Raw genomic sequence first — 14,676 nt, forward strand, 5'->3', positions numbered from 1 at the left:
GTGATCGCAGCAGATGCGGACGAATGCACCAGCGTGCAGCATCAAGCGCGTTCGTGTCCGTAGTGATCCGGAATGGAATCCTAACCATACTTCGCGTACATCGCGCGCATCGATCGGCGGCCTTCCAGGGGCATCACCTTCTGATCGCGCTACATGGGGTTGGGGGACCGCATGGGGCGGGGGGATCAAAGGCTGGGGCAAGGTGACGAGGTCCGGACTCCTAGGCACTCCGGACCTCGGCACTTTCTAGATTGAACGCAATTTCGCGCCGCCTGGAGCTACCCTGCCCGCGTTCTGGAGCTACCCTGCCCGATCAGCCGTCTCAATCACTTCGGAACGTTCCGCTCGAGATCCTCAAGCCATGCCGCAGCGCTGGAATCCGACGGCGCGCGCCAGTCGCCACGTGGCGACAACGAGCCGCCGGCCGAAACCTTCGGCCCGTTCGGCATCGCCGAGCGCTTGAACTGGCTGAAGGCGAAGAACCGGCGCAGGAACACCTCCAGCCAGCGCCGGATCTCCGGCAGATCATAGGCCCTGCGCTTATCGGTCGGGAACGCCGGCGGCCATTCGCCCTTGGCGACATCATTCCAGGCGTGCTGCGCCATGAAGGCGATCTTGGAGGGCCGCATGCCGAACCGCAGCGTGTAGAACAGGTTGAAATCCTGCAGCTCGTAGGGCCCGACGGAAGCTTCCGTGCTCTGCGGCTTCTCGCCGGGCTTGACCGGAACCAGCTCGGGCGAGATTTCGGCCGACAGGATCGACGTAAGCGTCCGGTTGACGTCGTCGCTGAACTGTTTTGAGGCGATCACCCAGCGGATCAGGTGCTGGATCAGCGTCTTCGGCACCCCGGCGTTGACATTATAATGCGCCATCTGGTCGCCGACGCCGTAGGTGCACCAGCCGAGCGCGAGCTCCGAGAGATCGCCGGTTCCAATGACGATGCCGCCATGATGGTTGGCGAGCCGGAACAGATAGTCCGTGCGCAGGCCCGCCTGCACGTTCTCGAACGTGATGTCGTAGACCTTCTCGCCCTTGCCGAAGGGATGACCGATGTCCTTCAGCATTTGCGTCGCCGTGGGACGGATGTCGAGCTCCTGCCACTCCGTCTGCAACGCCTTCATCAACGCCAGTGCGTTGGTCTTGCTCTCGCTGCCGGTGGCAAAGCCCGGCATCGTGTAAGCCAGGATGTTGCTGCGCGGCAGTCCGAGCAGGTCGACCGCCTTGGCGGCGACGATCAGGGCGTGGGTGGAGTCGAGCCCGCCCGAGACGCCGATCACCACGCGCTTGGTTCCGGTCGCGCGCATGCGCTGCACGAGGCCGGCGACCTGGATGTTGTACGCCTCGTAGCAATCCTGCTCGAGCAGGGCTTCGTCGCTCGGCACGAACGGGAAGCGCTCGATCTGGCGCAGGAAGCCGATGTCGGTGGCCGGCGGCTTCAGGGCGAAGGTGATCCTCCGGAAAAAGGCTTCGCGTTGCCGGCGATTATCGTCGAACGTGCCCATCAGCGCGCGTTCCTGTCTGAGCAGATCGAGATCGACGTCGGCCAGCGTGATCTGGCCGTCCTGGCGGAACCGCTCGCCCTCGGCCAGCAGCACGCCATTCTCATAGATCGAGGTCTGGCCGTCCCAGGCCAGGTCCGTGGTCGATTCCCCTGCTCCGGCGGCTGAATAGACGTAGGCCGCAAGACAACGCGCCGACGTCGATTGGCACAGCAGTGCGCGCGAGCGCGCCCGGCCGATCGTGATCGGGCTGCCGGATAGGTTGATCAGCACGCTGGCGCCGGCAAGCGCGAGTTCGGATGCCGGCGTCACCGGAATCCACATGTCCTCGCAGATCTCGACGCCGATGATCAGGCCTGGAACATCCTCGGCCGCGAACAGGAGGTCGACGCCGAACAGTGCATGCAGCCCGCCAAACGCGATCGTCTCTCCGGCGATGCCGGCGCCGGAAGCGAAATGCCGTCCCTCGTAGAATTCGCGATAGGTCGGCAGATAAGACTTGGGCACGACGCCAAGGACGTTGCCGCGATGAATGACGACGGCGCAATTGTAGATGCGATGACCAAAGCGCAGCGGCGCGCCGACGATCAGGACGGTCATCAGCGCCGAGGACGCCTCGACGATCGTGACAAGGCCGCGCTCGACCGCATCGAGCAGCGGGTCCTGCTTGACGAGATCCTCAATCGCGTAGCCGGACAGGCACAGCTCCGGAAAGACGGCGACCGCCACCGACTGTTCATGGCAAGCGCCTGCCGCTGCCAGGATCGCCTTCGCATTGGCCGTGGGATCGGCCACGTGGGAGGCGGTGACACAGGCCGCCACGCGCGCAAATCCGTGGGCGTAGATCGAGTGGAAGCTCATCGAGCGCGGTACCCTTAATCTTGTCGCGGCCGCAGCCGCCAGTTCCGGATGATATGTAACCCATCGACCGGGCCCCGTGCAGGCCATCCGCCGTCATGCATAACGGATTTGCGTGTTCGCCGGCCCGGCCGGGCCAAGGTACTGACAAGGTCAGGCGCTGCGGGCCAGCACTCCGGAGAGGTCGTTGCGCAGCCACTCGGCGATCCGGGGCCAGGCATGGGCGTGGGTGCGCGCCCCCATGAACAGGCCGAGATGATTGCTGGGCTCGGAGGCCGCGGCAATGAAGGCCGGCGGTGTTCCGAGCAGACCGGCGGTCGCAAGCGCCTGTCTGGCCGGCACGACGTCGTCATCGAGTCCGGCCAGCAGGAAGACCGGCGCCTTGACGTCCCTCAGATCAACCTCGCGGCCGAGCGCCGTGAAGTTGCCGCCGGCAATCCGATTCTCCCGGAAGATTCGGTTGACGATCTCCAGATAATAGGTGCCGGGCAGGTTGAGCGTCTCGGTATTCCAGCGATCGAAACGCGCGAGCAGTGCCGCGCCCTCCTCGTCCGAGAGATCCCTCTGCAATGCCGCCGCAATGTCGTCGCGGCTCGGCGCCTTCGTCCAGAAGCGCAGCATCTCGTCGCCGCTGACATTGCCGCCGCCGCGCGCCACGAGCTGGTCGTAGAGCGCCTCAGGCGCATTGCGAGCTAGCCGGGACAGCGCGGAATCGATCGAGAGATCGACGGGCGCCCCCACCAGCACCAGCCGCCGCACCTTGGCGGGAAAGCGCGCCGCATAGAGCAGCGACAGCCAGCCACCCTGGCACAGGCCGACGAGATCGACCGGCGCGCCGATTTCGTCGACGGCGACGTTGAGATCGCCGAGATAGGCGTCGATCGAGAGATAGCGCATCTCCGGCGAGGCCGAGCGCCAGTCGGTGAGGTACACCCGATCGATGCCGCCATTTTGCAGGGACTGCACCACGCTGTGGCCGGGCGCGAAGTCGGCGATCAGGGCCCGATGCAGCGCATAGGGCGCGCAGACCAGTGCCGGCTGGCCGGATTGCGTCCGCGTGCAATCGCGCAGGCGCATGGTCGCAAGCTCCAGGGCGACTGTGTTGGGCGTCGTCCACGGCAGATTGCTCTCGTCCTGTTCCGGCGGACCGCGTTCCAGCCACCAGAAGCAGGCGTCCATCGCGAGCCGCGCTGCCGCAAACGGCCATAACAGCGGATCATCCGGAGGACGGTCCGACCCACCCAGCGGTTTGCCGCTCTTCTCCACCATGACTATCTCAGGGTCCTCACAGCAAGGCCTCCAGGCTGACGATCGAAATACCGCGCTCGCGAAAACTCCGATGGGTCGCGGCCACAGAGCCGTCGAGATCGATGCCGCGGCATGCGTCCTCGATGACGGCGACCTCGAACCCCGCCTTGCGGGCATCTTCCGCCGAGAATCGAACACAGAAATCCAGCGCGAGACCGGCGACGAAGACGGTCTTCAGCTCGCGCTCGCGCAAATAGCCGAGCAGGCCCGTCGGCGTCCGGTGGTCGTTCTCGAACAGCGCCGAATAGGAATCGATGCCGCGACGAAAACCCTTGCGCACGACGAGGTTTGCCCCGGTAATTTCAAGCTCCCCATGGAATTCAGCGCCCGCCGTGCCTTGCACGCAGTGCGTCGGCCACAGCACCTGGGTGCCGTAGTCGAGCTCGATGGTCTGGAACGGCTGCTTGCCCGCATGGTTCGGTGCGAACGAGACGTGATCGCCCGGATGCCAGTCCTGGGTCAGCACCACATTGGTGAATTTTGCGGCAATTCGGTTGATCGCCGGGACAACCTTCTCGCCGCCGGGAACGGCGAGCGCTCCGCCGGTGCAAAAGTCGTTCTGCACGTCGATCACCAGCAGCACGTCGCGGTCGGAAATCTGCATCGCAAGGTCCCGTTCCAGCCGTCCGGCGCGACGGGCGCCGAACGATCCGTCCAATGTCGATCTTCCCGCGCGGCTTCGCAACCATCGACACATGCGGCGATATCGCGCCCGTCGCACCTGGGATGCAACGGTTTGGCGTTGTCCGAGTTGACTAGACTCACCCGAGGACGGATTCTAGAGACGTTCGCAAACTGCGGATCGGATGGAGCGGAGGGAACGGTTCCCGCGAGCCTGCAGGGCGCGGCAGCCACAAGGTCATGAGTATCGGCAAGACAGGACAGATTCTTCTCGCCGATATCGGCGGCACCAATGCGCGCTTTGCGCTGAGCGAAAGCGCATCGGACAGCGGCGACCAGGCCGGGCCCATCGACTATGTGAAGGTCGCTGACTTCCCGACCGTCCGGGAAGCCATCGCCGACGTCCTTGCGCGCCGGTCCGGCGGCAAGCAGCCCAAACGAGCCGTGCTGGCCGTCGCGGGTCCCGTGACCAATAACCGCTGCGTCATGACCAACAGTCCGTGGGTCATCGACGGCAACGAGCTCCAGCCGGCCCTCGGCTTCGAGAGCGTGCATGTGCTCAATGATTTCGAGGTCGTAGCCTGGTCCCTGCCCGCCCTGAAGCCTGCCGATTTGATCCCGCTCGGCGGCCAGGGCGGCCTCCCGGGAGAGCCGCTGCTGGTGGTTGGGCCTGGAACCGGCTTTGGCGTCTCTTGTCTGGTCGAACGCCACGGCGCCCGGCTGGCGGTCGTCACCGAGGCAGGCCACGCCACTTTGCCGACGGAGACCGAGCGCGAGGAGCGCGTGATCGCGGCCATGCGCCGACGTCTCGGTCATGTCTCCATCGAGCGCGGCGCGCTTTCGGGCTCCGGCCTGCAAAACCTCTACGAGGCGCTGGCGGAGGTCGACGGCGCCCAGGTGCCGCACCGCGACGCCGCCGCCATCACCAAGGCCGCCCTGGAGGGCAGTTGCGAACTGAGCCGCGCGACGCTGGAGATGTTTTGCGCCATCCTCGGCTCAGTCACGGGCAATCTCGCGGTGACCTTCGGCGCCCGCGGCGGCGTCTACATCGCCGGCGGGATCGTGCCGCGCTTTCCGGAGTTCCTTGCTGCTTCCGCGTTCCGGGCGCGCTTCGAAGCCAAGGGACGCTTCCAGGACTATTTGCGCAATATCCCGACCAGGCTGGTGACGAAACCCGACGCGAGCTTCGTCGGCCTGAAGATGTTCGCCGACCACAATCCGGATTGATGAGCCGCGATCGGCTCCGACGCCGTCCAGTCCGTTAACTATACACAGCTGATTGCAGCCAAGGCGCGGTTCCACGCAGGATCGTGCTTGCCCGACTGTGTCCGATGGGAAACAATTCCCGTAGTTGCGGGGGCGTGACATGCGTAAGCAGGACTTCGGTTTCGACTATCACCGCTATCACCGCCTGCTGACCGAGGCGGACGACGATGACAAGCGGCTGGCCCTGATCGAGCTCCTGATCGAGGAAAAGGCGCGCGACCGGCTGGCCGCGCAGCGCGCCTCTGATCGCGCCGCCATGACGGCCCATACCATCGCCACCGTGCTGAAGAACGGCCGCAACTGAGACTTGCGGGACCGCTTGCTACTCGCGCAAACACGCGAGCGATGGCGATTCCGTTAACGATCCCTCGCAAGCTCGCGTCAAACTTTTTGCTCTAAGAGCTTCCCCTACCTGATGCAATTCAGGGGTCAACAAAGGGGGGAATGAACATGAGCATGATTTCGCTTGCCGCGATCCCGGCCGCCGTCGAAACCCGTTTTGCCGATTCTTCGTTCAAGATCATCTTGCTGTTCTGCTGCATGGGCCTGGTCGCCTCGTTCGGCGTGATGGCGCGCGGCATCGACCTCAGCGCCGGCCTGATCTGAGACGACGAGACATTCTTTCGCCAAATGGCCGCCCCTCACGGGCGGCCATTTTCGTTGGCGATCTCGGTACGGCGCCTTCTCGGTGAGGAGCCTTCTCAGTGAGGAGTTTTCGCGACCGCGCCCGGAAACAGCGAATCGATCATCACCTTGAGCTGGTCGAGAGAAATCGGCTTGCGCAGGATCGGCCGTCGCCGGAGCAAGGACGGCAGCAGTTCCGGCCCGTAGCCGGTGGCGAACAGAAACGGCTTGCCGCGGCGCTCGATCAGGTCGGCGACCGGATCGACGTAGAGGCCCTTCAGGTTGATGTCGAGGATGGCGAAATCGTATTGCGCAGTCATCGCAAAGGCGCTCGCGTCCCGGACATTGTCCGCCTCTGCGACGACATGGTGGCCGAGTTCCTCCACCATGTCGGCGATCATCATCCGGATCAACGCCTCGTCTTCGACCAGGAAAACGGAGAGTCCGTCCGCCATATCAACCCCGCAGTCAGCTTACGAAGCTAACCATACCCGAAATGCGGAGAGGATTCACGAATTCGTGGCGGGCGCCATTAATTCAGACGCCCGCGATCGGATTCAACTTGATTAATCCAGCCCGCGCTCGTGGCTGAGGCGCACCATCTCCTGGATGAAGACCTGCTTCTGCTTGTCGTCGAGGCTCGAATAGAGCGGCTCGGCGGCATCGGCGACGTTGCGCTGGTCGGCGGCGCGGTCGATCAGGAATTGCGATTCGTTGCGCATCTGCTCGATGATGTCGTCAGGCGGATCCCGCTTGGCGCGGGCGATCCGCAGGTTGAGCCGCTCCGCGCCATTATGCCCCAGATAGTGCATTGCGCTCGAGAAGCCGAACCAGTGCTTCTCCTGATCGGGCGTCAGGTTCAACTCGGTCTTGATCCGCTCGATATAGGAATCGCTGTTGGCGACGATCTGCTCGGCGGACTGTTGCGGCGCGCCGGGCTGGGTGAGGACGGTGACGTCCTTATTGTCCTTGTTGTCCTGCGGCGCATTCCTGGCTTCCTTGCTCGCCTTGGCGCCCTTGCCCGCCTTGGCGGTCTCCTTGGCGCCCTTGTCCTTGCCGGCGCCCGGCTGCTTGGAATCCTTGCTCGCGTCCTTGCTGGCATCCTTGCTCGCGTCCTTGGCAGCCGGAGCCGGCTGGTTGTTGACGCCGAGCACGCCGGTGAAGACACCGACCACGCCGCCGATCGCACCGCCCAGCACGCCGCCAACGGGTCCGGCCGCCTTGTTGCCGGCCGCGGCTCCATCCTGAACGCCCTTGACCAGGCCTTGCGCCTGCGCAACGGCGGCGGCGCCCAGCAGCACCGCGAGCACGGAGCCCAGCGCGAACCATCGCCGCAGGTGAAGCCGCGCAGGCGGCGCCGGGTTGATCATTCTGGTCTCCATCGTCGATCCGATTGTCCTGTCCGGGTGGGGGCCACCCGCCGGTTGCAACTCTATCGTTTTCGCCGCTTCGCGGTCCAGCCGCAGCCAATTGCTGTCCACGCCCGAAAACTGTTTGGCGCGAAGCGGTTATGAAGGCTTATTCGAAACTGCGGCGTAATTGCGCACGAGATGTCCTGCGGTCCTTGACCCGAAGTGTGCGTCGCAAAATGCGCCTCCGAGGTTCACCTCCGGCGCGCGTCGCGAGACGGCGCTGCCGCGTTCCCGGACGCAACGTTAGTTCTAGACGGCGAGCCGTTCGGCTTCCTCGACAGACGGGATCAATCATGATCTGATCGCGCTACCAATTTGCTGCGCTTCGCGCGATTTCACGGCGAGGCGGTAGCACCAAGAAACGCGAACAAAAATCAAAAACAAAACTCGGAATGCCAGAGGAAACGCGAAAACAATAAAACATCCAGGTGAGGAAACGAGATGTCACGCAAGACACTGACGCGACGTCAATTTGTAGCCGCCACTGCAATGTCCTCCGCCGCGCTGATCACAGCGCCCTATGTCCGCGGCGCTTACGCCGCCGGCAAACTCTCGATCGGCTTCTGGGACCACTGGGTGCCCGGTGCCAACGACGCCTCCACCGCCATGGTCAAGGAATGGGCTGAAAAGGAGAAGGTCGAAGTCTCCATCGATTACATCACCAGCAACAACAAGAAGATCGAGTTGACGGTCGCGGCCGAAGCGCAGGCCAAATCCGGTCACGACATTCTTCAGATGTATACCTGGTGGCCGCATGCGTATGCCGAGCAGTTTGAACCGGTGAACGACGTGGTCGAGGAGGCGATCAAGCAGAACGGCGAGGTCAACGACACGGTCAAATATCTCGGCAAGGCCAACGGCAAATGGCTTGCGGTCCCGGCAACCCCGGGGAGCCAGATCAAGGGGCCCTGCTCGCGCATCGACCTCATGAAGAAGCATGCGGGGATCGACGTCCAGGAACTGTACCCCGTCGGCGCGCCGCCCAAGGCCGATAGCTGGAATATGGATACATTCCTGAAGGCGGCGGAAGCGTGCCAGAAGGCAGGTTTCCCATTCGGAATCGGTCTCGGCGAGACCACCGACAGCGTCGATACCGCGGGCGCCATCTTCCAGTCGTTCGGCGCCGAACTCGTCAACGCCAAGGGCGATGTCACGGTGAAGACCGATGAGGTTCGCCAGGCGCTCGAATACTACAAGAAGCTGATCGCCTTCCTGCCGCCGGACGCTCCGTCCTGGGACGACGCCTCGAACAACAAATGGCTGATCTCCGGCCGCGGCGCCCTCATCATGAATCCGCCGAGCGCCTGGGCGGTCGCCAGGCGCGACGCGCCGCAGGTCGCCGAGCAATGCTGGACGCACGGCTTCCCCTCCGGTCCTAAAGGCCGGTATGCGCCGTTCCTGCCCTATTTCTGGGGTCTCTGGAATTTCTCCAAGAACAAGGCATCGGCCAAGAGCCTTCTGGCTTTTCTGTCACAGCCATCATCGATCGAAAAGTTCGTCGCGGCGAGCGGCGGATACGATTTGCCGGCCTATGCGAAGATGACGACGCTGAAGACCTGGGCCGAGGTAGGCCCGCCGAAGGGCACGCTCTATCACTATCCAAATCCCTACAATCATCAGACACTGTCGATTGCGGCCTCTCCGGCGCCGCCGAAGATCGCCCAGCAGATCTACGCGCAGGCCACGCTGACCAAGATGGCGCTGCGCTTTGCGCAGGGCGAAAAGTTGGAGACCGCACTCGCCTGGGGCGAAGGCGAGTGTGAAGGCTTCATGCGAACCTAAGCCGGGGTGTGCCACGGCGGTTCACGCATCCCCGCGTGAGCCGCCAGGGCACCCCACCGTTCGATGGAATGAGCAGATCGAGCCGACACGCGGGTGCCGGCTCCGCCGTTGGACATTCCGCAAGGAAGCTTGACCCAAGGACACTGACATGGCCGATGTCGTCGTTGAGGACGGTCGCGTCGCCCGCACGGCGAGCGCGCGCAAACGGACGGGCCTGCACAATGCGTTGAAGCGGAAATCGACCGTGGCGTTCTTCCTGACGCTGCCGCTGATCCTGCTGATCGCGCTGTTCGTGCTTTACCCTGCCCTGTTCTCGATCCACCTCGCGACGCTGAACAAGTCGATGCAAAAATTCGTCGGCTTCGGCAACTTCACCTTCCTGTTCAAGCGCGAGACGTTCTGGATGGTGGTGGAGCAGTCCTGCATCTTCGCGATCACCGCCGTGTTCTTCAAGGCGCTGATCGGCTTCATCGTCGCGCATTTCGTGCACAACATACCGGCCAAGGGCCAGCGCAAATGGCGCGGCATGCTGCTGGTGCCCTGGGTGATCCCGCCGGCGATGAGCACGCTCGCCTGGCTGTGGCTGTTCGACCCCTCCTACAGCGCCTTCAACTACACGCTCTCCTTCTTCGGCATCGGTCCCATCAACTGGCTCGGCAATGCCGCCTGGGCGCGCTTTTCCGTCATCCTCGTCAACGTCTGGTACGGCGCGCCGTTCTTCCTGATCATGTACCTGGCGGCGCTGAAATCGGTGCCGGACCAGCTCTACGAGGCCGCCGCAATCGACGGCGCCAATTGGTGGCAGAAGATGTGGTACGTGACACTGCCGATGATGCGCAACATCATCGCGATCACGACGCTGTTCTCGCTGATCGTCACCTTCGCTAATTTCGACATCGTCCGCATCCTGACCTCAGGCGGGCCTCTCGACCAGACCCAGATCTTTGCCACCTATGCGTTCCGGGTCGGCATCGAGAGCAACGACATTCCGCTCGGCGCCAGCGTCTCGCTGTTTATGGTCCCGATCCTCGCCGTCGCAGCGATCTTCATCCTGCGCGACGTCAATAAACGCGGGAACGAATCCTGATGAGCACAATAGCGATCGACAAGGCCGGCCCCCGGCGCAAGGTTAAATATGGCAGCATGAGCCGCGACCGTACCTGGGCGCTGCGCTGGTCCTATTTCTTCCTGGTGCTGTTTGCGATCTTCTTTCTGACGCCGCCGCTCTACATGGTGATAACCTCGCTCAAGAGCAGCGCGGAGATCTCGGCTGCGACCAATCCGTGGTGGGTGTTCCACCCGACGCTGGCGAACTATGTCGAACTACTGACGTCGAACCAATTCCTCCGGTTCTTCTGGAATTCGACCATCGTGTCGCTGGTGGTTGTGCTCGTCACGATGCTGATCAGCATCCCTGCCGCCTTCGCGCTCGCGCGGATGAAGTTCTGGGGCTCGACGACGCTCGCCACCGGCGTGTTCCTGACCTACCTGGTTCCGGACAGCCTCCTCTTCATCCCGCTGTTCAAGATGCTGGCGCTGGTTCAGGACATCACCGGCATCACGCTCCTGAACCGATGGTACGTTCTGCTATTCGTCTATCCGACGCTGACGGTGCCGTTCTGTACCTGGATCATGATCGGCTATTTCGCCTCGATCCCGAAGGAGCTCGACGAGGCCGCGATCATCGACGGCGCCTCGTGGCTTCAGACCCTGACGCGGATCTTTATTCCGGTCGCGCTGCCGGGCCTGATTGCCGCGACCATCTTCGCCTTCACGGTGTCCTGGGCGCAGTTCCTCTATCCCCTGGTGTTCACGACGTCCATCGACCAGCTCGTGCTCCCGGTCGGCATCACCACCACCCTGATCAAGGGCGACGTCTTCAACTGGGGCCAGATCATGACCGGCGCGCTGCTCGGCGCAGCTCCGCCGCTGGTCATCTACGCCTTCCTGATGGACTACTACATCGCCGGCCTGACCGCCGGCGCGACAAAGGGTTGATGTCTCATGGCTGACGTTGCATTGCGGAAGGTGGTCAAGCGTTACGATGATGTCGAAGCCGTGCGCGGCATCGACTTGGACATCGCCGACCATGAGTTCATCGTGCTGGTTGGGCCTTCGGGCTGCGGCAAGTCGACGACGCTGCGCATGATCGCGGGCCTCGAGGACATCAGCGACGGCGACATCATGATCGGCGGCGACGTCGTCAATGACGTACCGCCGAAGGATCGCGATATCGCCATGGTGTTCCAGAACTACGCGCTCTACCCGCACATGACGGTCGCGGAGAACATGTCGTTCGGGCTGCGCCTGAAGCACTTTCCCAAGGCCGAGATCAAGGCGCGGGTGACGGAAGCCGCCCGCCTCCTCGACATCACCGACCTGATCGACCGCAAGCCGAAGCAGCTCTCCGGCGGCCAGCGCCAGCGTGTCGCGATGGGCCGCGCCATCGTACGCAATCCGAAAGTGTTCCTGTTCGACGAGCCGCTGTCCAATCTCGACGCCAAGCTGCGCGTGCAGATGCGGATCGAGATCAAGAAGGTGCACCAGAAGGTGCGCACCACCACGGTCTACGTCACCCACGACCAGGTCGAGGCGATGACGTTGGCTGACCGCGTCGTTGTGATGAACAAGGGCCGCATCGAGCAGATCGGCACGCCCAACGAGCTCTACCACAAGCCGGCGACGCGCTTCGTCGCCGGCTTCATCGGCTCGCCCGCGATGAATTTCATCCCGTGCCGGCTGGAGGATGTCGGTGGCGCGCTCCAGATCCGTCTGACCGACCGCATCGCCTTTGCGCTGCCACAGGCTCGCGCCGCGCGCTACAACGCGCTGCCGCGCACCGACAAGCTGCTGCTCGGCCTCCGGCCCGAGCACCTCACCGAGTCGCACGCGCATCTGGGGCCGGGCGTCGAGACCTTCGACACCGTGCTCGACGTCACCGAGCCGATGGGGATGGAGACCCTGGTCTATTTCGGGCTCGACGGCACGCCGGTCTGCGGCCGCGTCGATCCCAACGCCGGCGCCAAGGACGGGGCACCCATGCGTTTGGCGATGGACCTCAACAATATGCACCTGCTAAACGAAGACACCGGCGTCGTGCTGTGACGCAGGTCCAAGAAATGCAAGCAGGCAGGGAGCGATGGCGACCAACAAGAAGAAGATTTTCGTTACACAAACTTTGTCGCAAGGGGCCCGCGCCCTCCTCACCCAGCGAGACGATATCGAACTCGTCGAGTTTCCGAACCTGATCTCGGCCAAGGATTTCGAAGCCTTGCTGAAGAACCACGCGCCGGTTCACGGCGTGGCGCTGGGTGCCACCGCCTTCGGTGAGACCGAGCTCGAGGCCTCGAAGGACATGAAGGTGGTGACCCGCATCGGCGTCGGTTACGACGCCGTCGACGTGCCCGCCCTCTCCCGCCGCAAGGTGCCGCTGATGGTGGCGGGCAGCGCCAACTCGCCCTCGGTCGCCGAGCAGGCGCTGTTCATGATGCTGACGCTGGCCAAGCGCGCCAATGAGATGCACGCCTGCGTCAAGGATGGCCAATGGGCCAACCGGCTCGGCATGCTGCCGTTCGACCTCTACGGCAAGACCGTGCTGATCATCGGCTTCGGCCGCATCGGCAGTCGCACCGCCAAGCGCTGCCTGGCGATGGAAATGAAGGTGCAGGTCTACGATCCCTACAAGCCTGCCGCCGAGATCAAGGCCGCGGGCTGCGAGCCCGTCGCCGATCTCGACGCAGCGCTGCCCAACGCCGACTTCGTCACTATTCACTGCCCGAAGACCCCGGAAACCGTCGGCCTGTTCGATGCGGCGCGGATCGGCCGGATGAAGCCGAAATCCTATCTCATCAACACCGCACGCGGCGGCATCGTGAAGGAGGCCGCGCTATACGACGCCCTGGTCTCCGGCAGGATTGCCGGTGCCGGGATCGACGTGTTCGAAGTGGAGCCGCCGCCGGTCAGCAACGCGCTGTTCGCGCTGCCCAACGTCATCATGGCCCCGCATGTCGCCGGCGTCACCGTCGAGGCGGTGAGCCGCATGAGCGAGCAGACCGCTCGCAATATCCTGAGCGTGCTGGACGGCGATCCCATCCGGCAGAACATCATCAACCAGGACGTGCTCGGCTGAGCCGACCTCCGGGCGGGCGGTTATCCGCCCGCCTCCGGAACGCCAGAATGCGTCCCATTTTGGTGCAGATCGAGCCCCAACTCAGCCTTAATCAAACCCGCGTAATAAGTCCGGCCGCGGCGGCAGTGGGACAGACTTGCCGGCCGCGTCGAGCTGGAGGATGAACCCTTGTCAGAGATCGACCCGACCGACCACGCGCTGGCAACCATCGCCAGCATTTTGGAGCACCCCGAGCCCGTCCGCGAGACCGAGACCGAAATGGTGGTCGACGGTGAGCAGGTCGTCGCCGACGAGCATCCGATCGCCGACGAGCATGTGGTGGTCGACGAGCACGAGCATCCCGTGGTCGAGGAGCAGCCGCTGGTGCCGGAGCACACCGATGCCGATGGCTACAGCAAGGTCGGTCCGGGGCCGATGGTGGCGATCCGTCTGAAATGGACGGTCCATCGCGGCGATGATGGCCAGTTCTACGTCCACGAGACCATCGGCGAGCAGTCCGCGCCCGTGGTCAGCGGCCCGATGACGAGCGAAGCCGCGGTGCATTTCGTCGACGCGCACGAGGATGAGGCACATCGGCGCTTCGAGGAGCTGCGCAGCGAGATCGCCGGCCGCAGCTCGCTCGCCGATTACGAGCGCAAGGGCGAAGCCTAGCGCTCGCGGGGGCCGAGAAAATCCCGCTTCACGAGCTCGACGCCGGCATGCCGGAGCAAGTCGTAGGACGTCGTGACGTGAAAGAAGAATTGCGGGACGCTGAACGTAAGCAGCAGCGTCCGCCCGGTGAAGGGCAGCTCGGTCCCGTTTTTCAGCCTGAAGAAGACATTCCGTTCCGCCGCACTATCGATCTCGGCGCGCGACAGGCTTTCGATGAACTCGATTGACGTCGCAATGCGCGCCTGAAGCCCGGCGATGTCGTGCTCCAGCGCCGGCAGCGTCACCGGCTCCTGGTCGGCCAGCAAGGCCGGCGCGACCGTGGCATGGCGGCACGCCTCCCCTATCTGCTGCGCCAGATCGTACATATTCGGCGCCATGCGCATGCCGAGCAGGACGGCCGGATTGAACTTCCGGCTTTCGGCATAGGCGACGCCCTTGTCCAGCAGTGCCGACAGGTTGCGCAGATACGGCACGAAGACGCCGACCGAGGCGTCATACATCGAGATCGTCACCCTAAATTCCCTTC

At 63.8% G+C, this 14,676-nt stretch carries 15 protein-coding genes; 9 read left to right on the forward strand and 6 right to left on the reverse strand.

The features are described from left to right. Positions 1-326 precede the first annotated feature (326 nt). The 3 genes from AB7535_RS15790 to pncA all read right to left on the reverse strand — a co-directional run bounded on the left by AB7535_RS15790 (position 327) and on the right by pncA (position 4,269). Positions 327-2,360: an NAD(+) synthase gene (locus AB7535_RS15790; RefSeq protein WP_354233566.1), complete on the reverse strand. Its 2,034-nt coding sequence runs from the start codon at positions 2,358-2,360 to the stop codon at positions 327-329. A gap of 150 nt (positions 2,361-2,510) precedes the next feature. Continuing rightward, complete coding sequence (locus tag AB7535_RS15795; RefSeq protein ID WP_439036661.1) at positions 2,511-3,626, reverse strand: alpha/beta fold hydrolase; 1,116 nt, start codon at positions 3,624-3,626, stop codon at positions 2,511-2,513. A gap of 16 nt (positions 3,627-3,642) precedes the next feature. Next, entirely contained in the window at positions 3,643-4,269 is a 627-nt protein-coding gene (gene pncA / locus AB7535_RS15800; RefSeq protein ID WP_439036662.1) for a bifunctional nicotinamidase/pyrazinamidase, read from the reverse strand. A 257-nt stretch (positions 4,270-4,526) separates the two neighbouring features. On the opposite strand from pncA, the gene glk reads away from it, so the two are divergent. The 3 genes from glk to AB7535_RS15815 all read left to right on the forward strand — a co-directional run bounded on the left by glk (position 4,527) and on the right by AB7535_RS15815 (position 6,158). After that, entirely contained in the window at positions 4,527-5,513 is a 987-nt protein-coding gene (glk, locus tag AB7535_RS15805; RefSeq protein WP_439036663.1) for a glucokinase, read from the forward strand. Positions 5,514-5,652: 139 nt separating this feature from the next. Further along, positions 5,653-5,856, forward strand: coding sequence for a hypothetical protein (locus AB7535_RS15810; protein ID WP_014495215.1), 204 nt, complete (start codon positions 5,653-5,655; stop codon positions 5,854-5,856). Positions 5,857-6,002: 146 nt separating this feature from the next. Continuing rightward, a complete protein-coding gene (locus tag AB7535_RS15815) occupies positions 6,003-6,158 on the forward strand; it encodes a hypothetical protein (RefSeq protein ID WP_259257549.1) in 156 nt (51 codons plus the stop codon). Positions 6,159-6,253: 95 nt separating this feature from the next. Here AB7535_RS15815 and AB7535_RS15820 read toward each other — a convergent pair whose 3' ends face one another. Together AB7535_RS15820 and AB7535_RS15825 are read right to left on the reverse strand one after the other, a co-directional pair. Next, positions 6,254-6,631 carry a response regulator gene (locus AB7535_RS15820; RefSeq protein WP_028158777.1) on the reverse strand — a complete coding sequence of 126 codons (378 nt, stop codon included), beginning with the start codon at positions 6,629-6,631 and terminating at the stop codon, positions 6,254-6,256. A gap of 111 nt (positions 6,632-6,742) precedes the next feature. Continuing rightward, positions 6,743-7,546, reverse strand: a complete 804-nt coding sequence (locus AB7535_RS15825; RefSeq protein ID WP_167767897.1) for a Spy/CpxP family protein refolding chaperone — start codon at positions 7,544-7,546, stop codon at positions 6,743-6,745. 483 nt (positions 7,547-8,029) lie between these two features. Here AB7535_RS15825 and AB7535_RS15830 point away from each other — a divergent pair, with 483 nt between their 5' ends. The 6 genes from AB7535_RS15830 to AB7535_RS15855 all read left to right on the forward strand — a co-directional run bounded on the left by AB7535_RS15830 (position 8,030) and on the right by AB7535_RS15855 (position 14,150). Beyond that, entirely contained in the window at positions 8,030-9,370 is a 1,341-nt protein-coding gene (locus AB7535_RS15830; RefSeq protein ID WP_063983245.1) for an ABC transporter substrate-binding protein, read from the forward strand. Between the two features lie 148 nt (positions 9,371-9,518). Then, the gene (locus tag AB7535_RS15835) at positions 9,519-10,457 is read left to right on the forward strand and encodes a carbohydrate ABC transporter permease (protein WP_085399008.1); all 939 of its coding nucleotides are present in this window, start codon (positions 9,519-9,521) and stop codon (positions 10,455-10,457) included. Next, complete coding sequence (locus tag AB7535_RS15840; RefSeq protein WP_063983243.1) at positions 10,457-11,368, forward strand: carbohydrate ABC transporter permease; 912 nt, start codon at positions 10,457-10,459, stop codon at positions 11,366-11,368. Before AB7535_RS15835 ends, AB7535_RS15840 begins: the two co-directional genes overlap by 1 nt. Before the next feature lie 6 nt (positions 11,369-11,374). After that, a complete protein-coding gene (locus AB7535_RS15845) occupies positions 11,375-12,475 on the forward strand; it encodes an ABC transporter ATP-binding protein (RefSeq protein WP_071913821.1) in 1,101 nt (366 codons plus the stop codon). Positions 12,476-12,509: 34 nt separating this feature from the next. Further along, positions 12,510-13,499, forward strand: a complete 990-nt coding sequence (locus tag AB7535_RS15850; protein WP_439036664.1) for a hydroxyacid dehydrogenase — start codon at positions 12,510-12,512, stop codon at positions 13,497-13,499. Between the two features lie 168 nt (positions 13,500-13,667). Next, positions 13,668-14,150, forward strand: a complete 483-nt coding sequence (locus AB7535_RS15855) for a hypothetical protein (protein WP_166096603.1) — start codon at positions 13,668-13,670, stop codon at positions 14,148-14,150. Here AB7535_RS15855 and AB7535_RS15860 read toward each other — a convergent pair. Further along, the gene (locus AB7535_RS15860) at positions 14,147-14,650 is read right to left on the reverse strand and encodes a DUF1993 domain-containing protein (RefSeq protein ID WP_135213857.1); all 504 of its coding nucleotides are present in this window, start codon (positions 14,648-14,650) and stop codon (positions 14,147-14,149) included. The genes AB7535_RS15855 and AB7535_RS15860 overlap by 4 nt on opposite strands. Positions 14,651-14,676: the final 26 nt, after the last annotated feature.

This window comes from Bradyrhizobium sp. 956_D2_N1_4 (assembly GCF_052076025.1).
In the GTDB taxonomy this organism is placed as follows: Bacteria; Pseudomonadota; Alphaproteobacteria; order Rhizobiales; family Xanthobacteraceae; genus Bradyrhizobium; species Bradyrhizobium barranii.